Source organism: Mycobacterium sp. 155, assembly GCF_000373905.1.
Lineage (GTDB): Bacteria > Actinomycetota > Actinomycetes > Mycobacteriales > Mycobacteriaceae > Mycobacterium.
This window is the reverse complement of the sequence record NZ_KB892705.1, coordinates 1,968,497-1,987,966: the sequence shown is the minus strand read 5'-3', so window position 1 is coordinate 1,987,966 and position 19,470 is coordinate 1,968,497. Positions and strand designations below refer to the sequence as shown.

Sequence of the window (19,470 nt, the reverse complement as noted above, 5' to 3'; positions counted from 1 at the left end):
TGCGGGTATTTTCGACAAGATTGCAGCCATCTCGTAGCGCGACCATGTGACGGAGGACAGGTATGCCGGGGATTGCCGAACTAGCTCTTGGCGCCGCTCCGATCGCCGGGGGCGCCATGCTCGGCCTGATCGCAGGCAACCTGAAGCCACCGGACGTGCGTGGGCTCATCGCCAAGGACATGGACCTGTTGGAACGGCTTCCGGCCGAGGACGCCGAATTGCGGACGCGACTCAAGGCCAGCATCGATCAGCGGATCGGCGAGCTGATCACGGCGGGGGATCGAAGTCGTGAGATTCGTGAGGCGGCGATGTCCTACCGCGGCAACTGGCGGGACATCGTCGTATTTGTCTGCGCGGTGTTGTTCACCATCGTTTGGTGGAACGTGAGCCACAGCAGGGCCAACTGGCTGACGATGTTCATCGCCATGATCGTCGTGTCGGTGGCCGCGGGCGTGTACGCCGGCCGTGGTGTGCTCCGGGCGGTCAGGTTGTTCCTACACCGCGACGATCAGTAGTGGAAGTCTCGGCGCGCGGGCACATGGTCGGGGTCGTCGCTACGGGTGACGCCACGCGGCAGGTCAGCCGAGCCGCGAGCCGAAGAAGCTCTCCATGGCTTCCCAGTGCCGCTCGTCGGCGGCCTGGTTGTAGGGCGCATTGTCGGGTACCGCGAATCCGTGTGTGCCGGCGTAGGTTTCGATGATGTGCTCGACGCCCGCGGCGGTCAGTGCCTTGTTCAGGGTTTCAGCCTGTTTGGGAGTGAACGACGCGTCGCCCGCTGCTCCGCCAACGTATACCGCGGCGTGAATCTTGTCGGCCAGCAGATGAGGGCTGCCGGGGTCGTCCGAAGCCAGCCCGCCGCCGTGGAAAGACATGGCCGCCGCGACCCGATCAGGCACCCGGCCTGCCACCACCAATGACGTCCGACCACCCATGCAGTAGCCGGTGATGCCGAACTTCGACCCGGTGACCTCCGGGCGGCTTTCCAGGTAGTCGAAGAACGCTGCCGCATCGGCCGCCATGACATCCGGGGTCACTTTCTTCATCATCGAGAACAGCCGGTTGCGCTCTCTGGTGTCGCTGAACGCCGTCGCCATGTCGAACGGTTTCCAGCCTGCGTCGCGGTAGTACACATCCGGCACCAGCACGACGTAGCCGTAGCCGGCCAACTTCGCGGCCATCTCGTCGAAGGTCGCTCGGGCTCCGCCGGCGTCGGGATACATGACCACGCCCGGCCAGGGGCCATGGCCGTCTGGGGTCGCGAGCGTCACGGCACAGGTGCCGTCGGGCATGGTTATGGTGTCCTTGATCGTCGGCATGGCTCCGTTCTACCCCCTGACCACTGCCCGTAAGCTGAGTGCGTGTCTATCGCGACGCCGTACGAGGATCTGCTGCGGCTGGTGCTGCAGACCGGAACGCCGAAGTCCGACCGCACCGGCACCGGAACCCGCAGCCTGTTCGGCCACCAGATGCGGTACGACCTCGCCGCGGGATTCCCACTGATCACCACCAAGAAGGTGCACACCAAGTCAGTCGTCTACGAGCTGCTGTGGTTTCTGCGCGGGGACTCCAACGTACGGTGGCTGCAGGAGCGCGGTGTCACCATTTGGAATGAATGGGCTTCTGACACAGGCGATCTCGGCCCCATCTACGGTGTGCAGTGGCGGTCGTGGCCCGCGCCGTCGGGTGAGCACATCGATCAGATCAGCAACTCCCTTGAGCTGCTCAAGCGGGATCCGGACTCCCGGCGCAACATCGTCTCGGCATGGAACGTGGGCGAGATCCCTCAGATGGCTCTGCCGCCCTGCCACGCGTTCTTCCAGTTCTACGTCGCCGAGGGGCGGCTGAGTTGCCAGCTCTACCAGCGCAGTGCGGACCTGTTCCTCGGGGTGCCGTTCAACATCGCCAGTTACGCGCTGCTGACCCACATGATGGCCGCGCAGGCCGGGCTGGGCGTCGGTGAGTTCGTCTGGACCGGCGGGGACTGCCACATCTACGACAACCACGTCGAACAGGTCTCGTTGCAGCTGAGCCGCGAACCCCGTCCGTACCCGGAACTGGTTCTGGCACCCCGTGATTCGATCTTCGATTACACCTACGAAGACATCGCGATCCTGAATTATGACCCGCACCCGGCGATCAAGGCCCCCGTCGCGGTATGAGGTCTGCTTGCAGGACCGAACAGTGACGGGGCGCCTCGGGCTGATCTGGGCGCAGTCGCGCACCGGCATCGTCGGTCGTGACAACGGCATCCCCTGGCGACTACCCGAGGACCAGGCCCGGTTCAAAGAACTCACCATGGGTCAGACGGTGCTGATGGGCCGGTTGACCTGGGAATCGCTGCCGACCAAGGTGCGCCCATTGCCCGGTAGGCGCAATGTCGTGATCACCCGCGACGCCGGATTCGTCGCCGACGGGGCCGATGTGGTCACGGCGCTACCGGAGAACATCGGGGGCTGGGTCATCGGCGGTGCCCAGATCTACGCGATGACGCTGCCGTTGGCCGACCGATGCGAGGTCACCGAGATCGACGTCGACTTGGTACCCACCGACGGTGACGCGCTGGCGCCACCGCTCGACGACACGTGGGCATGCACGGTGGGAGAGTGGTTGACCAGCAGTTCAGGCCTGCGGTACCGGTTCTGCAGCTATCGGCGGTGAGCACTGGCTCTGTCGCGGAGTGTCGTGGCCGTCGGGCGCATTTCATGCGTGCACGGCTTTCTGTCGGTGGCTTGGGGAACGATGGTGAGGTGGCCACTCTTACCACCGCGCAGGCCCGCCGTATCGCCGTCGCGGCGCAGGGGCTGCATGAAGCCAAACCTCGTGGCGCGGTCACGCGCACACATCTGCGCCGCTTGATCTCCCGGATTCAAGTGCTGCAGCTGGACTCGGTGTCGGTCGCGGTGCGCGCGCACTATGCGCCGGTGTTCAGCCGGCTTGGCCCGTATGACCGGGAGATCGTCGACCGTGCCGCGTGGTCGCATTCGGCGCGCTCCCCGCGGCTGTTGGTGGAGTACTGGGCGCACGAGGCCGCTCTGATGGCCGTCGACGACTGGCCGTTGCTGCGGTGGCGGATGCGCGAATACACCCACGGCAGATGGGGCACCGAGATCGTGCGGAAGAACGCCAAACTCGCCGACGACATCGTGGCGGCCGTAACCGAGTTGGGTCCGTCCACCGCCGGTCAGATCGAGGCTTACCTAGAGGCCGAGCCGCGCGGGCGCAAGGGTCCGTGGTGGGGACGCAGTGACACCAAATGGGTGGCCGAGGCACTGTTCGCCTCGGGGGTATTCACGACGGCGACGCGCGTCGGGTTCGCCCGCCACTACGACCTCACCGAGAATGTGCTGCCACCCGAGGTGGTGTCTCGCGAGATCGGTGACGACGAAGCGATCCGAGAGCTGGCGCTGCGTGCGTCGGCGGCACTCGGCATCGGCACGGAAGCCGACATCAGGGACTATTTCCGGCTGGGTGCCAAACAGGTAAGGCCGGCCATCGCCAAGCTCGTGGCCGACGGGGAACTGGAGCCCGTCGATGTGGAGGGATGGAGCGGGGCGGCCTTCTTGCGGTCGGGGCAGATCGTGCCACGGCGGGACCGGGGTACGGCCCTGCTGTGTCCTTTTGATCCGCTGATCTTCTTCCGGCCCCGCGTCGAGCGGCTATTCGATTTTCACTACCGCATCGAAATCTATACGCCGGCCTCCAAACGTCAATTCGGTTACTACGTATGGCCTTTTCTGCTCGATGGGCAACTGGTAGCGCGGGTGGATCTCAAGCGGACGGACGGTGCCCTGCATGTCGTAGGCGCGTTCACGGAAGACGGGCAAGACAGGTCGCGGGTGGCGCACGCGTTGGCGGAAGAGCTGCGGACGATGGCGTCATGGCTCGGGGCCGACGATGTGACAGTCGGACAGCGCGGTGATCTGGTCACGGCGTTGCGTCGCAGTCTTACCGGGTAGCGATCACCGTTCCGGTCCGTTATGTGTGAGGCGTCCTCTGGCTCGGACAATAATCGAACGATGTCGAGCAGGGGAATCGTTGTCGCCTTCGCTGTTGTGTTGATGACTGTCTTCGGCGGGACCGGAACTGCGGTCGCCGACAGCGGGACCAGTAACGGCGCGATCTACACGGTCTCGTCGACGTCCATCGACCCCGGCGATGGCTGGAAAATCGACGTTGGGCAGTTGTCCGGGGGAGACGGCGCGGTGGCGGCGGCATTCAACGCGGCAAGCGTGGCGTCCGGAAAGACCATGGGTGGCATGCTCGATCGCGACGAGGTCATCCACGATGACGCGACGTTCGAAACCAAACCCGCGGTGAGCTTTCGGCCGACGGCGATCTCGCAGGTGTTGACCGGAATGTACTTCCACCAGCATGCTGCACATCCGTTGGACTACGTCACCACCATCGTCATCGACAGTCGCAACGGCCGTCCCATAACCCTCGACAACCTCTTCACCGACTCGCAGGCTGGATTGAACCGGCTCTCCGAGCAAACGAAACTGCTCTTCCCGACGGTGTATGGCGGAAGTAGGCCGATGGCGGACGAACCGGGCAATGCGCCGGTCGCGGACAACTTCCACAATTGGATCCCTACCGTGGACGGATTGGAAATTCATTTCGAGGATTACCAATTCGCCCACGGGCTACCCGTAGTCACGGTGCCGTGGTCACAGCTGACCGATGTGCTCGCACCCGATATGCAGGTGCTGGCTCGGTAGTCGGTCAGCCTGCCAGTGGTCGGCGAACCCGGCTATCTGGGGGTCGCGCCGGAAGGTGCGAGTGATCGGTGGCTGGGTCAGATCATGCTCAATGTCTCCAGGTGGATCTCGGTCGACGCGAACTCGAGGGGTGGCGTCGACCGCTGGAGCCACTTGCCGTCCAGGCGCTTCTCGGTCTGGACGATCCGGCCGTCGACGTTGAACGTGATCTCCAACTCGGGTGGCTGTCCGGCTCCTTCGGGGCACCGGTGTTCCCAGACGATGGTGCGCAAGTCACCGTTCGGCCCACTGTCGAAGATCAATTCCCAGTCGCGCTCGTTGGCCCGCTCGCACACCAGATCCATGACGTGATAGCTCATTTGGTTCCTTTCTGTCGGTGCGTTCGATGCCGTCAAGCCTCGCTCATCGACAGTCCTGAGTCTGTCCGCCGATCGGACTGCTACGGGATGAACTGCTGGTCCACCGATCGGGGGACATGGTCTCGACGGCACGAATTCTCCTCAGCCGCTCTCTGCGACAGACGCCGTCCGCTCGTACTCAGCCGCGCCGAAGACCGCAACGGCGACAGCGCCGATCACGGCCGCGGCAAACGCGAGTGCCACCAGCCAGCCGTAGCCTGGCCGCGCGGTATCACCCAGCACGAGCACGCCGACGACGCCCGGCACCACGGTCTCGCCGACGACCAGAGCGGCGGCGACACCGTTGACCGAACCGACTTGCAGCGCAACGGTGAACAGATAGAAGCCACCGAGACCAGCGACGACAATCGCCCATAAAGCCGGGTCGGCCAGCAGCGCCCGAATGTTTAGCGGCTCTAGCCCGTGGACCACCCGCACCGCGACAGCCATCGCACCGTAGAGCACGCCCGCGATGAGGCCGGCGGGTACTGCCGCATTGCGACCGAGCAACCGGACCAGAGCGGCACCTGCCGCCAGGATGACGGCGGACACCACGAGCACACCCCAGTGCATGGCATCCCCCGGATCGCCTTCGCCCAGATGTCCGGCGGTGGCGCCCAGGATGCACAGGGCCACAAGCACTATGGCGATGGCGATCCAGTCGCGCCGGTGCAGCCGCACGTGCAACACGAAGATGCTGAGAATTGCGGTGACGACCAGGTTGGCGCTGATGACGGTCTGGGACAAGAACAGTGGGATCAGGCGGGCCGAGATCAGGCTGCCCACGAAGCCGAGCAAATCAAGAGCCATTCCCGCGATGAAGATTGGTGCGAGCATGGCAGTGATCGTCGATCGCAGCGTGGGTCCGCCCTCTGAGGTGGCGGCATGGCCTGATCCGGATCTGCTCGCGGCATAGGACTGCAGGACCGACGCTGTCCCATAACCCAAGCAGGCCAGCAGTGCTGCCGCGATACCGATCAGCACGGCGAGCCGGCGTACTGATGACGGGCGAACTCGGCTCCAGGCATCCGCCAATTGTAGGGAGGCGTCACGAACCGGCCGCCAGCGCAGCAAATGCCCCGGCGATCAATGCGATCAGATCGTCGCCCTTGTCGTCTGCCCAGTCGGCCGAGCATTTGCGAGCCTTTCGAAGTGGCGACAGTAGGGTGATCAGGTGGCCGAAACCGCCCCGCTGCGCGTGCAACTGATCGCCAAGACCGAGTTCCTGGTGCCGCCGGACGTGCCGTGGCAGACCGAAGCCGAGGGCGGTCAGGCGCTCACCGAGTTCGCCGGCCGGGCCTGCTATCAGAGCTGGTCAAAACCCAATCCGAAGACCGCCACCAATGAGGCCTACATCGGGCACATCATCGACGTCGGCCACTTCTCGGTGCTGGAGCACGCATCGGTGTCCTTCTACATCACCGGGATCTCCCGATCCTGCACCCACGAACTGGTCCGACACCGGCACTTCTCCTACTCGCAGCTCTCGCAGCGGTACGTCCCCGAACACGACGCCGAGGTGGTCATCCCACCCGGCGTGGAGGACGACCCGGAACTGGTGGAGATCTTCACCGCGGCCGCCGACGCCAGCCGGGTTGCCTACATCGAGCTGCTGAACCGGCTGGAGGCCAAATTCGCCGACCAGCCCAATGCGGTCCTACGCCGTAAGCAGGCCCGGCAAGCCGCGCGCGCCGTGCTGCCCAACGCGACCGAAACCCGCATCGTGGTCACCGGCAACTACCGGGCCTGGCGGCATTTCATCGCGATGCGGGCCAGTGAGCACGCCGACGTGGAGATCCGCCGGCTCGCCATCGCCTGCCTGCGTGAACTCGTCGATGTGGCGCCCGCGGTGTTCGCGGATTTCGAGATCGCGGCGCTTGCGGACGGTACGGAGGTGGCAACGTCGCCTTTGGCCACGGAGGCTTGACGGAGTGGCCCGTCTGGAATGGCCACGGAGGCTTGACGGAGTGGCCCGTCTGGAATGGCCACGGAGGCTTGACGGAGTGGCCGGACGACATCGCGGCGGAAGCGTGAGGGGGAGCGGGTAATCTTGGCGCGTGAGCACCAGCGGAATTGACGTCACCGCCCAGTTGGGCACCGTGCTGACCGCAATGGTGACGCCGTTCAAGCCCGACGGCTCGCTTGACCTCGATACCGCAACCGAGCTGGCCGTTCACCTGGTCGACGCCGGTTGTGACGGTCTGGTGGTGGCGGGGACCACCGGTGAATCGCCGACGACCACCGACGACGAGAAGCTGGCACTGCTGCGTGCCGTGCTCGACGCGGTTGGTGACCGGGCCCGCATCATCGCGGGTGCCGGTAGCTATGACACCGCACACAGCGTGCACCTGGCCAAGGCCAGCGCCGAAGCCGGCGCGCACGGGCTGCTGGTCGTCACGCCGTACTACTCTCGGCCGCCTCAAGCGGGGCTGCTCGCGCACTTCACCGCGGTTGCTAATGCCACCGATCTGCCGGTCCTGCTCTACGACATTCCACCGCGGTCCTCGATTCCGATCGAGTGGGACACCATCCGTAAGCTCGCCGAACACCCGAACATCGTGGGTGTCAAGGATGCCAAGGGTGACCTGCCCGGCGGGGCGCAGATCATCGCCGAGACGGGACTGGCGTACTACTCGGGCGACGACGCGCTCAACCTCCCGTGGCTGGCCATGGGTGCCGTCGGTTTCGTCAGTGTCTGGGGTCATTTGGCCGCGGGGCAGCTGCGGGACATGTTGTCCGCGTTCAATTCCGGTGACGTCGCCACCGCCCGCAAGATCAACGTCGCGCTGGCCCCGCTGGCCGCTGCGCAGTCTCGGCTGGGGGGTGTGACGATGTCCAAAGCAGGTTTGCGGTTGCAGGGCATCGATGTCGGTGAACCCCGGCTGCCGCAGATCCCGGCCGCGCCGGACGAGATCGAGGCGCTGGCTGCCGATATGCGTGCCGCAGCGGTGCTCAGGTAGGGCGGGCCGTTGAGCACCGATCTCGCACCGCCCGAGCCGCTGGCCCCTGGTGGGCTTCGAGTCACCGCGCTGGGCGGTATCAGCGAAATCGGGCGCAACATGACCGTTTTCGAGCACTTGGGCCGGCTGCTCATCATCGACTGCGGGGTGTTGTTCCCGGGTCATGACGAGCCGGGTGTCGACCTGATCCTGCCCGACCTGCGGCACATCGAGCATCGGCTCGACGATGTGGAAGCGCTCGTCGTCACCCATGCGCACGAGGACCACATCGGCGCTATCCCGTTCCTACTCAAGCTGCGGCCCGACATTCCGGTGGTTGGCTCGAAGTTCACCATCGCCCTGGTGCGCGAGAAATGCCGCGAACACCGGATCAAACCCGTGCTCGTGGAGGTTGCCGAACGGCAGAGCAGCACGCACGGCGTTTTCGAATGTGAGTACTTCGCCGTCAACCATTCCATTCCCGGGTGTCTGGCGGTCGCCATCCACACCGGCGCGGGCACGGTGCTGCACACTGGCGACATCAAACTCGACCAGATGCCACTCGACGGTCGTCCCACGGACCTGCCGGGTATGTCGCGGCTGGGGGACTCCGGGGTCGACCTGTTCCTGTGCGATTCCACCAACTCCGAACAGCCGGGTGTCAGCCCGTCGGAGAGTGAGGTGGGCCCGACGCTGCACCGGTTGATCCGCGGTGCCGACGGCCGGGTGATCGTCGCGTGCTTCGCTTCGAATGTCGACCGGGTGCAGCAGATCATCGATGCGGCAGTGGCTCTGGGCCGCAAGGTGTCGTTCGTCGGCCGATCCATGGTGCGCAACATGGGCATCGCCCGTGACCTGGGATACCTGCGGGTCGAAGACTCCGACATCCTCGACATCGCTGCGGCGGAGATGATGCCGGCGGAGAAGGTGGTGCTGATCACCACCGGAACCCAGGGCGAGCCGATGGCCGCACTCTCGCGAATGTCGCGCGGTGAGCACCGCAGCATTACGTTGACCGCGGGCGACCTGATCATCCTGTCGTCGTCGCTCATTCCTGGCAATGAGGAGGCCGTTTACGGCGTGATCGATGCGCTGGCCAAGATCGGGGCCAGGGTGGTCACCAATGCCCAAGCGCGCGTTCATGTTTCCGGGCACGCCTATGCGGGCGAGTTGCTGTTCCTATACAACGGTGTGCGCCCGCGCAACGTGATGCCGGTGCACGGCACCTGGCGGCATCTGCGTGCCAACGCGGCGCTGGCCGCACGTACCGGGGTGCCGCCGGAGAACATCGTGATCGCCGAAAACGGCGTCAGTGTGGATCTGGTGGCCGGCAGGGCATCGATATCCGGGGCGGTGACGGTCGGCAAGATGTTCGTCGACGGGCTCATCACCGGCGATGTGGGCGACGCGACGCTCGGTGAACGACTCATCCTCTCATCGGGTTTCGTGGCTGTGACGGTCGTCGTGCATCGGGAGACCGGGCGTCCCGCGGGGCCGGCGCATCTTTATTCCCGCGGCTTCTCCGAGGACCCCAAGGCGCTGGAATCGGTTGCGCAGAAGGTCGAGCGCGAACTGGAAAGCCTTGCCGCCGATAACATCACCGATCCAACCAGGATCGCGCAGGCGGTACGTCGCACGGTCGGCAAGTGGGTGGGCGAAACCTATCGTCGCCAGCCGATGATCGTGCCGACCGTGATCGAGATCTAGCCCGCCAGGAGCAGAATTCCGCCGGTGAGCAGGCCGACGATCTTGACGGCCTCCAGCGCGACGTAGACGTAGTGCACGCGTGAACGCCCGATCGGCGCTTGACCCGGGATGGCGGCGAGTACGACGTCGGAGCGCTGCGTCAGCTTGGGGCGCACCGCCAGCAGCTGCACCGCAAGCGAGGCGATAGCGATCACGAATGCGGCGGTGGCCGCGGCCGACGGTCGATCGATCGCGAGAGCGATGATGACGATTGCTGCAAAGACTGTTTCGGTTGCGTTGAGAGCGCGGAACACCAGCCGTCCAATGCCGAGCCCGATCTGCAGGGTGACGCCCGGCGCGCGGAACTTCAGCGGAGCCTCCAGGAACGAGATCGCCAGCACCATGCCGATCCAGCAGTAAGTGACGGCGACTGCCACGGCCGCGGCGGTGTTCATCGGGTGTCTCCTTCGGTGGTGAGGTGAACCAGGCAGACGTCTGGTTCGACGAATGCGTCCAGCCGGTCCACGCTGATCGGTGACTGCCAGCTTTCCAGAGCGCCCTGCATGAGGCCCAGATGGATCGGACACACCACTGACGCGCGGGTTTCGGCGAGCGCGAGGAATGGGCAGTGCCGTAACCGAACCTCATCGTTCACGGATCGTTCAGGGGCGAAGCCGAATTCGTCGAGCAACCCCACCAGGGCGCCCGCCGGGGTATCCGAGTTCGGTTGGGGGACCCCGCGTCCCCACGCCCGACCGATGTCGAGAGCCCGTGCGCCGGGATCCTGCTCTGCCGCCAGGCCCTGGGTGAGGATGTCGGCGAGCACGCGGTAGCGGGTCGGACCACCGGGATCCATGCGGCGGACCGCCCGGAACAACTGGGGTGGGCGGCCCGGTCCGCGGTGATCGGCGTCCACCCGCTCCACCTGACCCGCATCCAGGAGTGCTTCCAGGTGGAACCGGGCGGTGTTGGGGTGCACGTCGAGCGCATCGGCCAGCTCGATGATGGTCATGGGTGCAGCAGCCGAACGGAGGATCTCGAGGACGTCGGCGCGTCGACTCATCGCAGTCCTCCTGGTTTTCACAATGCTGATCTGTATAAACTTTAACCCATGACCGAGCACGAACTCGACGTCCGGGGGTTGCCCAAGCCGGACAAGCATCCCGCGATCTTCGCCGCGTACGCCAGCCTGCCGATAGGTGCCGCGCTCATCCTGGTCAACAACCATGACCCCCGGCACCTGCACAACGAGTTCGAGGTAGACCACCCCGGGAGCTACGACTGGGAGTACGTCCAGTCGGGCCCGCAGGTCTGGCGCATCAGAATCACCAAATTGGCGGCGAACCCATTACCGCGCGTGCTGACCAACACCAACGCCGCGAACTCTGACGCCACCGACATGACCGGTGCGGTGTGGAAGCTGCAGATGCATGACCGCGGGCTCGATTCCAACATCATCGTGTTGGCTCCCGGCGCGGGCATCGATGCGCACGCGGGTCCCGATCTCGACGTGCTCATCCACGTGCTGGGCGGATCCGGTCGGCTTATCACCGAGCTTGGCGGCGTCGAGTTGCGGCCGGGGGATGTCGTGTGGCTGCCGAAGCGGTCCCGCAGGCAGTTCGCGGCAGGTCCGGACGGATTGCGGTATCTGACCGTGCATCAGCGGCGGCAGGCATTGGTGTTGGAGCCCGCCGTGCCGGCGAAGGCGGGCTGAGCGAGCGCGGCCGGTTACTGTCGCAGCGCGTAGGCCGTCCATTCCACTTGCGACGCACCGAGTTTGCGGCCAGCGGGGTTGACGTAGTGCTCGATCAGATAGTCCGGGCCGGCCTGCTCGATCAGCTGCCAGCCGTACGGCTCGACGAACGGCGCGATATCGTCGGGGTTCAGCCCGAACCGCCAGATCTGCCGGCGAACGCAGAACCTGCGATACAGCGATTCAGCGCCGTAGCTGTGGGTGCCGTCGATGAAATCGGCACGGACACAGGTGAACACCAACCGACTGCCGGGTACGGCGGTGCTCAGGTAGTCGAACGTGGCCCGCACACCGGCCTCGGTGAGGTACTGCGTCACGCCCTCCCACACGAAGAACGTGCGGTCCGACGTGCGGTGGCCGTACTTGGCGAGTTGGGTAGCGAGGTCGTCGTGCTCGAAGTCGACGGGTATCAGTCGCACCGAATTCGGAACCGCGCCGAGCGCCCGGCGCACTGCGGCGCGTTTGCGGTCGATGTTGACCGGAAGGTCCACCTCGAACACCGGTACGGCGCTGTGTCGCGCCAGTCGATAGGCCCGGGTGTCCAGACCGGCACCGAGGATCACCACGGCGTCGATGTCGGGCAGTGCGGCGTCGAGCAACTCATCGATGAATCGCTTGCGGCAGGACAGGTTTGCCCACAGACCGGGCTGGGACCGTTCCGCGGCGCGGATGGACCATTCGCGGGGTATGCGCCAGCGCATCAATCGGGTCATGGCACGCAGGGACGTCGGCAAAAATGACTCCGCCAGATCGTCGTCGACCAGCCGCCGTGGACCCTCGTACTGCTCAGTGGCGGCCAACGCCATTGGGCCTAAAGCAGTTTGAGCTACGGGATCTATGCGGCTCATCGCTTGTTGACGCTACCCGCGTCCTCCGGAAGTGTCACACCTGTGACATGGATCGACCCACGGTCATCAGGGCCGCAGCTGGCCCTTGGCCGGGTCGCCAGCGACGACCGGCTGCAGGATCTTGATGTCGGGCGCACCGTCGAGGAGTTCACCGACCGCGCCGAACAGGGTTCCGATCGCGGGGGCCGTGCTGTGTGTTTTCAGTGCGTCGGCGTCGGCCCACTGCTCGACGAAGACGAAGGTGCCATCGGCCTCGTGCAGCGAGTACAGCTCACACCCCGGCTCGTTGTGCACCGCCTCGATGGCCTGCTTGCAGGCGTCCCGCACGGTGTCGACGAACTCGGGCTTGGCCTTCATGGTGGCGACGACGACAACTGGCATGGGCGCAGACTCCTCGGTGACATGGCCGGACAGGTGTCCAGCCTACTCATGCGATGCGGTCTGGGTCGCAGCCTTGTTGTCGCGGTGTTGTCACGCCCCATCGACCCAGGCGACGGTGACGAAGTTTGGCCTATCTGTGACCTGTGTGGCAGATGGTGAATATGAGGCCACTGCGACTAGGCTGACACGCATGGCTAACAAGACCGCGGCGCGATCTGGAGCCCGTTCGAGCAGGTCAAAGCCCGGCTCACGATCCGGGCGTCAGGCGTCACCCCGCCCGGCTTCAGCGCAGCGGAAGCCGGCTCGTCGCTCTCAGGTGTCTCCGGTGGCCGTCGCCGGACAGAAACTCGGGCGTGGCGCGCGAGCCGGGTGGCTGATGCTGGCCAAAGGTGCGGGTTCGACCGCACGCTCGGTCGGCCGGGCGCGCGAGATCGAACCGGGACATCGCCGTGACGGGCTGGCACTGGCACTTCTGGGTGTCGCCGTGGTGGTCGCGGCCAGTTCTTGGTTCGACGCGGCCCGTCCGGTCGGCGCCTGGATAGACACCGCATTGCGGACCGTCGTCGGTGAGCCCGTCGTGCTCGTCCCGATCGTGCTGGCCGTCGTCGCCGTCGTGCTGATGCGCACCGAACCCGACCCTGATTCTCGCCCGCGGATGATGCTGGGCTCGGCCATGATCGCACTGCCGGCCCTGGGTCTTTGGCACTTGTGGGCGGGGTCTCCGGAGGATCCCGCCGGACGCCGGCTGGCGGCCGGATTCGTCGGATTCGCCATCGGGGGGCCGATCTCCGACGGACTGACCGTATGGATCGCCGCGCCGTTGCTCTTCATCGGTGTGCTGTTCGGCGTACTTCTGATCACCGGCACGACGATCCGCGAAGTACCTGCGACATTGCGGGCGATGTTCCGGACCCGCGCATTCGATGACGACGACGAGTATGACGAGTACTACGACGACGAGTATGCCGATGCGGAGTCCGACGATGACTTCTCCGACGGCTACTACGACGACCCGGTGTACACCCCGGATCAGGCCAAGACCTGGCCCGCCGCCGCCATCGAGGCGCCCAAGGCGCTGACCGGCACACCGATGGAGAACTACCCGCTGGCCGAAGAGGCCGAAGCGCCAACGGTTCCCGAGCCGGCCGTCAAACCCCGCCGCAAGAAGGCCGCCGAGCCGAAGCCGGCCAAGAAAGCCGACGACACTCTTGTGGTCGACCGGGTGGTCGAGGGCCCGTACACGTTGCCGTCGCTGGATCTGTTGATCGCGGGTGATCCGCCGAAGCTGCGCACAGCGGCCAACGATCAGATGACCGACGCCATCTCGTCGGTTCTCGAACAGTTCAAGGTCGACGCGGCCGTCACCGGCTGCACCCGCGGCCCGACCGTCACGCGCTACGAGGTGGAACTCGGGCCGGGCGTCAAGGTCGAGAAAATCACGGCGCTGCACCGCAACATCGCCTACGCCGTGGCCACCGAGAGCGTCCGGATGCTGGCACCGATCCCGGGCAAGTCGGCGGTCGGCATCGAGGTACCCAACACCGACCGCGAGATGGTGCGGTTGTCCGACGTGCTCACCGCGTCGTCGACACGTCGGGACCACCACCCGTTGGTGATCGGGCTGGGCAAGGACATCGAGGGTGACTTCGTCTCGGCCAACCTGGCCAAGATGCCGCACCTGCTGGTGGCCGGCTCGACCGGTTCGGGCAAGTCCAGCTTCGTCAACTCGATGCTGGTCTCGCTGCTCGCGCGGGCCACCCCGGACGAGGTCAGGATGATCCTGATCGACCCCAAGATGGTGGAACTCACGCCCTACGAAGGTATTCCGCACCTGATCACGCCGATCATCACCGAGCCGAAGAAGGCCGCGGCGGCGTTGTCCTGGCTGGTCGAGGAGATGGAGCAGCGCTACCAGGACATGAAGGCGTCCCGGGTGCGCCACATCGACGTGTTCAACGAGAAGGTGCGCACCGGCGAGATCAGCACGCCGCTGGGCAGTGAGCGCGTGTACAAGCCCTACCCGTACATCCTTGCGATCGTCGACGAGCTCGCCGACCTGATGATGACCGCGCCGCGCGACGTCGAGGACGCCATCGTGCGCATCACGCAGAAGGCCCGTGCCGCAGGCATCCATCTGGTGCTCGCCACCCAGCGACCGTCGGTCGACGTGGTGACTGGCCTGATCAAGACCAATGTGCCGTCCCGGTTGGCGTTCGCGACGTCGTCGCTGACCGACAGCCGCGTCATCCTGGACCAGCCGGGCGCGGAAAAGCTCATCGGTATGGGTGACGGCCTGTTCCTGCCGATGGGCGCCAACAAACCGCTGCGTATGCAGGGCGCGTTCATCACCGATGAGGAGATCCACGCCGTCGTCGAGGCCACCAAGGCTCAGGCCGAGCCGGAGTTCGTCGACGGCGTCACCGCGGTCAAGGCAGGAGAACGCAAGGATGTCGACCCCGACATCGGCGACGACCTCGACGTCTTCCTGCAGGCTGTCGAGCTCGTGGTGTCCTCGCAGTTCGGGTCCACCTCGATGCTGCAACGCAAGCTGCGCGTCGGCTTCGCGAAGGCAGGCCGCCTGATGGACCTGATGGAAACCCGTCAGATCGTCGGGCCGTCCGAGGGCTCGAAGGCCCGCGAGGTATTGGTCAAGCCCGACGAACTGGCCGGCACGCTGGCGCTCATCCGCGGCGGAGCCGACGCCAACGGCGCCGAACCCGAGGAGGACGAGGAGTTCTGAGCGGTTGCGCGGCCCCGCGCACCGCACCGGTTTGTCACGCTGGAGTGGCGCTCGCCCCCGACGGCCACTCCAGCGTGACAATCGGGGTAAAGGACAAACCGGTGTGAGGACAACCGGCCTAGAGGCAGTCCGGCCGACACTTTTCGTGCAGTGTCGGTCAGCGTCGCTTCACAGCGTCAACAGCATTCGGGTGTTACCGAGGGTGTTCGGTTTGACGTAGGAGAGGTCGAGGAACTCGGCAACACCGGTGTCGTATGAGCGACGCATCTCGTCGTACACCTCCGCGGTCACCGGGGTGCCGTCGATCTCCTGGAAGCCGTGGCGGCCGAAAAAGTCCACCTCGAAGGTCAGCACGAAGATCCGTTGTAGGTGCAGATCCCGCGCCGCGTTGAGCAACTGCTCGAGCAGAACGTGTCCGACTCCGGTTCCGCGGACCTTGGGATGCACCGCGACGGTGCGCACTTCCCCGAGATCTGCCCACAACACGTGCAGCGCGCCGCAGCCGACCAGCTCACCGTCGACCTCCACCACCCAGAACTCCTGGACTGCCTCGTACAGCGTGACCAGATTCTTTTCGAGGAGAATCTTGCCTGCGTAGATGTCCACGAGGTCCTTGATCCGCGGGACATCGGAGGTGCGGGCCCGGCGCACCACGGGGCTGGCCGCCGGTCGCGCGCTGGCTTCGTTCACAGCTGGAAGAATATCGGTTTCGCCAACCGATATTCTGTTGCGGTGCCGGGCCCACCTTCTACCGATCCGGTGGTGCCGCATGCCCTGGTGGCCAGTCTCCCCAACATCCTCACCGGAGCCCGGCTGGCATTGGTGCCGGTCTTCCTACTACTGCTGTTCGTCGGTGACGGTCATGAAACGGTCTGGCGGGTGGCCGCTTTCGCGGTGTTTGTGGTCGCGGTGATCACTGATCGGTTCGACGGGGCACTGGCGCGCAGCTACGGCGTGGTCACCGAGTTCGGAACCCTGGCCGATCCGATCGCCGACAAGGCCCTGATCGGTTCGGCGTTGGTCGGTCTGTCGCTGCTGGGCGACTTACCGTGGTGGGTCACCGGCGTGATCCTAGTGCGCGAGATCGGAATCACGATCCTGCGTTTCATGGTGCTGCGGCATGGTGTCATCCCGGCCAGCCGCGGCGGCAAGCTCAAGACGCTGGTGCAGGCCGTGGCGATCGGGTTGTTCGTGCTGCCGCTGCACAACTGGCCGGCGATATGGCTGACGGTGGCGTGGGTGACAATGTGGGCGGCGGTGGTGCTGACCGTGGTCACCGGCGCTGACTATGTGGTTTCGGCGATCAGGAACTCACGTGGACGATCCACTCGTAACTGACGATGCACGCACGCTCATCGCCGACTTGACGGTGAACGGCCAGAGCGTGGCCACCGCCGAATCACTGACCGGCGGACTGCTCGCAGCCACGCTGGCCGGTGTGCCCGGCGCCAGCGCCGTGCTGCACGGCGGTCTCGTCACCTATACCGAGAACACCAAGATCTGGCTGGCCGGCGTGGCGCCGCAGGTGCTCGATGCTGTCGGACCCGTTGCGGCACCCACCGCGCGGGCACTGGCGGTCGGCGCGAGGCAACGGTGCGCCGCCACGTGGGGCGTGGGCCTGACGGGGGTGGCCGGCCCCGAACCGCACGGCGGCCACGCGCCGGGAACAGTGTTCTTGGGTCTTGCCGGGCCGGTCGATACCGAGGTGGTTGAGCTCAGGCTGTCCGGGTCTCGCTGGGATATCCGGGTGGCCGCGGTCAACGAGGCGATCGCCCGGTTGCGCCGGCTCGTCGAGCAGCAGTGAGTTTGGTGCGGCGGGAACCATCCCGGTGGGTCACAGCGTTTGGCAAGTGACGACCGTCAACTAGGTACCCGAAGGAGGGCGCGATGACGGAATTGCTGCGTGAAGTAATCGGTGACGTGCTGCGTGACGCCCGCACCGAACAGGGCCGCACCTTGCGCGAGGTCTCGGATGCCGCCAGGGTCAGCCTCGGGTATCTGTCGGAGGTGGAACGCGGCCGCAAGGAGGCTTCCAGCGAATTGCTCAGCTCCATCTGCGACGCCCTCGATGTGCGGCTCTCGCGTGTGCTGACAGACGCCGGGGAGCGCATGGCTCACCGCGAACAGTCCCAGATGGCGCATATCGACGCGGCGACCAAGGTGGTGATCCCGCAGCCGGCAGTAATGGCGGTTGCCTGACCGGGCACGCACCCGCACGAAACGCCCGTGGGGACTGTGGCGGTCCGCTAGAACCCGATAAGTTGGCACCTGACGCACGATGACCCGACCGACAACGGGTCACCCTGGCCCGGGCAGCCGGGCCCGAATCAACAAAGGCGGAACGAACCCATGGCTAATCCGTTCACCAAGGCATGGAAGTACCTGATGGCGCTGTTCAGCTCCAAGGTCGACGAATATGCCGATCCGAAGGTGCAGATTCAGCAGGCCATCGAGGACGCGCAGCGCCAGCACCAGGCGCTGACCCAGCAGGCCGCCCAGGTGATCGGCAACCAGCGTCAGCTGGAGATGCGGCTCAACCGCCAGCTGGCCGACATCGAGAAGCTTCAGGTCAACGTCCGGCAGGCTCTGACGCTGTCCGACCAGGCGACTGCCGCGGGTGACACCGCCAAGGCCACGGATTACAACAATGCCGCCGAGGCCTTCGCCGCGCAGCTCGTGACCGCCGAGCAGGGCGTCGAGGATCTCAAGACCCTGCACGACCAGGCTTTGCAGGCCGCCGGTCAGGCGAAGAAGGCCGTCGAGCAGAACGCGATGATGCTGCAGCAGAAGATCGCCGAACGTACCAAGCTGCTGTCGCAGCTTGAGCAGGCCAAGATGCAGGAACAGGTCAGTGCGTCGCTGCGGTCGATGAGCGATCTCGCCGCGCCTGGCAACACCCCCAGCCTCGACGAGGTCCGCGACAAGATCGAGCGGCGCTACGCCAACGCGATCGGCTCGGCGGAGCTTGCCCAGAATTCGGTGCAGGGCCGCATGCTCGAGGTGCAGCAGGCCAGCGTGCAGATGGCCGGACACTCCCGACTGGAGCAAATCCGCGCGTCGATGCGCGGCGATACCTTGCCCGCCGGCGGCAACGCTGCGACGCCTGCCACCAATCCGGCGCCGGCGACACCCGAAAATCCGCTCGGCCAATAACGTGCGGGCGGTGTGATCATGGCTGTCAAGACCGGTCGAGTGGACGCCTGGTGGTCGTTGGTGCAGCGAGGTATCGACACCGCTGCCGACCTGTCCGGCGCGTTGGCCGAAAAGCTCAGTGCTGCCGCTGATCCGCGGGCGAAACTGTTGCGCAAGCGGCGGTGGACACGGCGTGTCGGCGTGTTTTTCACGCTTGCCTGCGGGTTCTGGGTCCTGCTGACGGCGGTGCTTGCGACGTGGAGCACCCCGGTCTGGGTTCTGATCATCACCGGTGTGATCGCCGCGGGCGCGGCGTTCCCCGCGACCTTGCTGTGGCTGCGCTACCGCTGGCTGCGCTCGGAGCCGTTGCCTGCCGAACGCCCGGTTGCCGGCCGACGGCTGCCGCCGTGGGGTTCGGCCGCGCGCCAGCCGATGTCAACCCTGTTGGCCTCCGAGCGCGGCATGTTTTCCCTGCTCGGGGTGATGGAACGCGGCCACATGCTGCCCGCCGACGAGCTGCGCGAGCTGACTGCGGTGGCCAACCAGACCGCCCGCACCATGGCGGCCACCGCGACCGAGGTGGTGTCGATGGAACGGACCATCAGCAATGCGCCGCAGGCCCGCCAGCACCTGGTGCCCGCCATCAACGCGTTCACCGCGCAACTCCACGACGGTGTCCGTCAGTACAACGAAATGGTCACTGCCGCAGCGCAACTCGTCTCCGCAGTGAACAATGGACGGGCGCCGACGGCACCGTTGTCCCAACAGCGCTACCGCAATGAGCTGACCGACGCCACCGACCGGCTCAGCGGGTGGGCGCAGGCGTTCGACGAACTTGGTCGGCTGCGTCAGGCCTGAGGTGCCGGGCAGGGGCG

23 protein-coding genes are annotated in these 19,470 nt (G+C 65.8%); 15 read left to right on the top strand and 8 right to left on the bottom strand.

The window, feature by feature from the left end:
• Positions 1 to 62: 62 nt before the first annotated feature.
• A complete protein-coding gene (locus B133_RS0109360) occupies positions 63 to 515 on the top strand; it encodes a hypothetical protein (protein WP_026256191.1) in 453 nt (150 codons plus the stop codon).
• Positions 516 to 578: 63 nt separating this feature from the next.
• On the opposite strand, the gene B133_RS0109355 is transcribed toward B133_RS0109360, so the two are convergent.
• Positions 579 to 1,316, bottom strand: coding sequence for a dienelactone hydrolase family protein (locus tag B133_RS0109355; protein WP_018600676.1), 738 nt, complete (start codon positions 1,314 to 1,316; stop codon positions 579 to 581).
• A gap of 42 nt (positions 1,317 to 1,358) precedes the next feature.
• Between B133_RS0109355 and B133_RS0109350 the strand changes: the two genes are divergently transcribed.
• The 4 genes from B133_RS0109350 to B133_RS0109335 all read left to right on the top strand — a co-directional run bounded on the left by B133_RS0109350 (position 1,359) and on the right by B133_RS0109335 (position 4,718).
• Positions 1,359 to 2,159 carry a thymidylate synthase gene (locus tag B133_RS0109350; protein WP_018600675.1) on the top strand — a complete coding sequence of 267 codons (801 nt, stop codon included), beginning with the start codon at positions 1,359 to 1,361 and terminating at the stop codon, positions 2,157 to 2,159.
• Between the two features lie 22 nt (positions 2,160 to 2,181).
• Positions 2,182 to 2,658, top strand: a complete 477-nt coding sequence (locus B133_RS0109345) for a dihydrofolate reductase (RefSeq protein ID WP_018600674.1) — start codon at positions 2,182 to 2,184, stop codon at positions 2,656 to 2,658.
• Between the two features lie 89 nt (positions 2,659 to 2,747).
• A complete protein-coding gene (locus B133_RS0109340; protein ID WP_018600673.1) occupies positions 2,748 to 3,956 on the top strand; it encodes a winged helix-turn-helix domain-containing protein in 1,209 nt (402 codons plus the stop codon).
• Positions 3,957 to 4,016: 60 nt separating this feature from the next.
• On the top strand, positions 4,017 to 4,718 hold the full coding sequence (locus tag B133_RS0109335) for an RsiV family protein (protein ID WP_018600672.1): 702 nt from the start codon (positions 4,017 to 4,019) through the stop codon (positions 4,716 to 4,718).
• Positions 4,719 to 4,795: 77 nt separating this feature from the next.
• On the opposite strand, the gene B133_RS0109330 is transcribed toward B133_RS0109335, so the two are convergent.
• Entirely contained in the window at positions 4,796 to 5,077 is a 282-nt protein-coding gene (locus B133_RS0109330) for a hypothetical protein (RefSeq protein ID WP_018600671.1), read from the bottom strand.
• Between the two features lie 141 nt (positions 5,078 to 5,218).
• Positions 5,219 to 6,100: a hypothetical protein gene (locus B133_RS0109325; RefSeq protein WP_018600670.1), complete on the bottom strand. Its 882-nt coding sequence runs from the start codon at positions 6,098 to 6,100 to the stop codon at positions 5,219 to 5,221.
• Between the two features lie 190 nt (positions 6,101 to 6,290).
• Here B133_RS0109325 and thyX point away from each other — a divergent pair, with 190 nt between their 5' ends.
• The 3 genes from thyX to B133_RS0109305 all read left to right on the top strand — a co-directional run bounded on the left by thyX (position 6,291) and on the right by B133_RS0109305 (position 9,762).
• Positions 6,291 to 7,043: an FAD-dependent thymidylate synthase gene (gene thyX, locus B133_RS0109315; RefSeq protein WP_018600668.1), complete on the top strand. Its 753-nt coding sequence runs from the start codon at positions 6,291 to 6,293 to the stop codon at positions 7,041 to 7,043.
• Between the two features lie 130 nt (positions 7,044 to 7,173).
• Positions 7,174 to 8,076, top strand: coding sequence for a 4-hydroxy-tetrahydrodipicolinate synthase (gene dapA, locus B133_RS0109310; RefSeq protein ID WP_018600667.1), 903 nt, complete (start codon positions 7,174 to 7,176; stop codon positions 8,074 to 8,076).
• Between the two features lie 9 nt (positions 8,077 to 8,085).
• On the top strand, positions 8,086 to 9,762 hold the full coding sequence (locus B133_RS0109305) for a ribonuclease J (protein WP_018600666.1): 1,677 nt from the start codon (positions 8,086 to 8,088) through the stop codon (positions 9,760 to 9,762).
• Here B133_RS0109305 and B133_RS0109300 read toward each other — a convergent pair.
• Both B133_RS0109300 and B133_RS0109295 read right to left on the bottom strand, forming a co-directional pair.
• Positions 9,759 to 10,196: a hypothetical protein gene (locus B133_RS0109300; RefSeq protein WP_018600665.1), complete on the bottom strand. Its 438-nt coding sequence runs from the start codon at positions 10,194 to 10,196 to the stop codon at positions 9,759 to 9,761. The two genes, B133_RS0109305 and B133_RS0109300, sit on opposite strands and share 4 nt — an antisense overlap.
• Positions 10,193 to 10,804: a metalloregulator ArsR/SmtB family transcription factor gene (locus B133_RS0109295; protein WP_018600664.1), complete on the bottom strand. Its 612-nt coding sequence runs from the start codon at positions 10,802 to 10,804 to the stop codon at positions 10,193 to 10,195. The genes B133_RS0109300 and B133_RS0109295 overlap by 4 nt, the downstream gene beginning before the upstream one ends.
• A gap of 48 nt (positions 10,805 to 10,852) precedes the next feature.
• On the opposite strand from B133_RS0109295, the gene B133_RS0109290 reads away from it, so the two are divergent.
• Entirely contained in the window at positions 10,853 to 11,455 is a 603-nt protein-coding gene (locus tag B133_RS0109290) for a DUF2249 domain-containing protein (RefSeq protein WP_018600663.1), read from the top strand.
• Between the two features lie 14 nt (positions 11,456 to 11,469).
• On the opposite strand, the gene B133_RS0109285 is transcribed toward B133_RS0109290, so the two are convergent.
• Complete coding sequence (locus tag B133_RS0109285; RefSeq protein ID WP_026256189.1) at positions 11,470 to 12,342, bottom strand: SAM-dependent methyltransferase; 873 nt, start codon at positions 12,340 to 12,342, stop codon at positions 11,470 to 11,472.
• A gap of 66 nt (positions 12,343 to 12,408) precedes the next feature.
• Positions 12,409 to 12,723 carry a putative quinol monooxygenase gene (locus B133_RS0109280; RefSeq protein ID WP_018600660.1) on the bottom strand — a complete coding sequence of 105 codons (315 nt, stop codon included), beginning with the start codon at positions 12,721 to 12,723 and terminating at the stop codon, positions 12,409 to 12,411.
• A gap of 190 nt (positions 12,724 to 12,913) precedes the next feature.
• On the opposite strand from B133_RS0109280, the gene B133_RS0109275 reads away from it, so the two are divergent.
• On the top strand, positions 12,914 to 15,463 hold the full coding sequence (locus B133_RS0109275; protein WP_198290989.1) for a DNA translocase FtsK: 2,550 nt from the start codon (positions 12,914 to 12,916) through the stop codon (positions 15,461 to 15,463).
• A gap of 168 nt (positions 15,464 to 15,631) precedes the next feature.
• On the opposite strand, the gene B133_RS0109270 is transcribed toward B133_RS0109275, so the two are convergent.
• Positions 15,632 to 16,153, bottom strand: coding sequence for an amino-acid N-acetyltransferase (locus tag B133_RS0109270; protein ID WP_018600657.1), 522 nt, complete (start codon positions 16,151 to 16,153; stop codon positions 15,632 to 15,634).
• 42 nt (positions 16,154 to 16,195) lie between these two features.
• Here B133_RS0109270 and pgsA point away from each other — a divergent pair, with 42 nt between their 5' ends.
• The 5 genes from pgsA (at position 16,196) to B133_RS0109245 (ending at position 19,453) form a co-directional block, all read left to right on the top strand.
• Positions 16,196 to 16,801 carry a CDP-diacylglycerol--glycerol-3-phosphate 3-phosphatidyltransferase gene (pgsA, locus tag B133_RS0109265; protein WP_026256186.1) on the top strand — a complete coding sequence of 202 codons (606 nt, stop codon included), beginning with the start codon at positions 16,196 to 16,198 and terminating at the stop codon, positions 16,799 to 16,801.
• Positions 16,779 to 17,267, top strand: coding sequence for a CinA family protein (locus B133_RS0109260; RefSeq protein ID WP_018600653.1), 489 nt, complete (start codon positions 16,779 to 16,781; stop codon positions 17,265 to 17,267). Before pgsA ends, B133_RS0109260 begins: the two co-directional genes overlap by 23 nt.
• Before the next feature lie 83 nt (positions 17,268 to 17,350).
• Positions 17,351 to 17,662, top strand: a complete 312-nt coding sequence (gene clgR / locus B133_RS0109255; protein ID WP_018600651.1) for a transcriptional regulator ClgR — start codon at positions 17,351 to 17,353, stop codon at positions 17,660 to 17,662.
• 150 nt (positions 17,663 to 17,812) lie between these two features.
• Positions 17,813 to 18,616 (top strand): phage shock protein PspA, encoded by an 804-nt coding sequence (gene pspA / locus B133_RS0109250; RefSeq protein WP_018600649.1) that lies wholly within the window; start codon positions 17,813 to 17,815, stop codon positions 18,614 to 18,616.
• An 18-nt stretch (positions 18,617 to 18,634) separates the two neighbouring features.
• Positions 18,635 to 19,453: a membrane protein gene (locus tag B133_RS0109245; protein WP_018600647.1), complete on the top strand. Its 819-nt coding sequence runs from the start codon at positions 18,635 to 18,637 to the stop codon at positions 19,451 to 19,453.
• Positions 19,454 to 19,470: the final 17 nt, after the last annotated feature.

Coding starts and splice junctions, on each gene's coding strand:
- B133_RS0109280 (WP_018600660.1), bottom strand. CDS start 12,723: ATGCCAGTTGTCGTCGTCGCCACCATGAAGGCCAAGCCCGAGTTCGTC.
- B133_RS0109355 (WP_018600676.1), bottom strand. CDS start 1,316: ATGCCGACGATCAAGGACACCATAACCATGCCCGACGGCACCTGTGCC.
- clgR (WP_018600651.1), top strand. CDS start 17,351: ATGACGGAATTGCTGCGTGAAGTAATCGGTGACGTGCTGCGTGACGCC.
- B133_RS0109330 (WP_018600671.1), bottom strand. CDS start 5,077: ATGAGCTATCACGTCATGGATCTGGTGTGCGAGCGGGCCAACGAGCGC.
- pspA (WP_018600649.1), top strand. CDS start 17,813: ATGGCTAATCCGTTCACCAAGGCATGGAAGTACCTGATGGCGCTGTTC.
- B133_RS0109295 (WP_018600664.1), bottom strand. CDS start 10,804: ATGAGTCGACGCGCCGACGTCCTCGAGATCCTCCGTTCGGCTGCTGCA.
- B133_RS0109275 (WP_198290989.1), top strand. CDS start 12,914: ATGGCTAACAAGACCGCGGCGCGATCTGGAGCCCGTTCGAGCAGGTCA.
- B133_RS0109300 (WP_018600665.1), bottom strand. CDS start 10,196: ATGAACACCGCCGCGGCCGTGGCAGTCGCCGTCACTTACTGCTGGATC.
- B133_RS0109285 (WP_026256189.1), bottom strand. CDS start 12,342: ATGAGCCGCATAGATCCCGTAGCTCAAACTGCTTTAGGCCCAATGGCG.
- B133_RS0109290 (WP_018600663.1), top strand. CDS start 10,853: ATGACCGAGCACGAACTCGACGTCCGGGGGTTGCCCAAGCCGGACAAG.
- B133_RS0109360 (WP_026256191.1), top strand. CDS start 63: ATGCCGGGGATTGCCGAACTAGCTCTTGGCGCCGCTCCGATCGCCGGG.
- B133_RS0109335 (WP_018600672.1), top strand. CDS start 4,017: ATGTCGAGCAGGGGAATCGTTGTCGCCTTCGCTGTTGTGTTGATGACT.
- B133_RS0109245 (WP_018600647.1), top strand. CDS start 18,635: ATGGCTGTCAAGACCGGTCGAGTGGACGCCTGGTGGTCGTTGGTGCAG.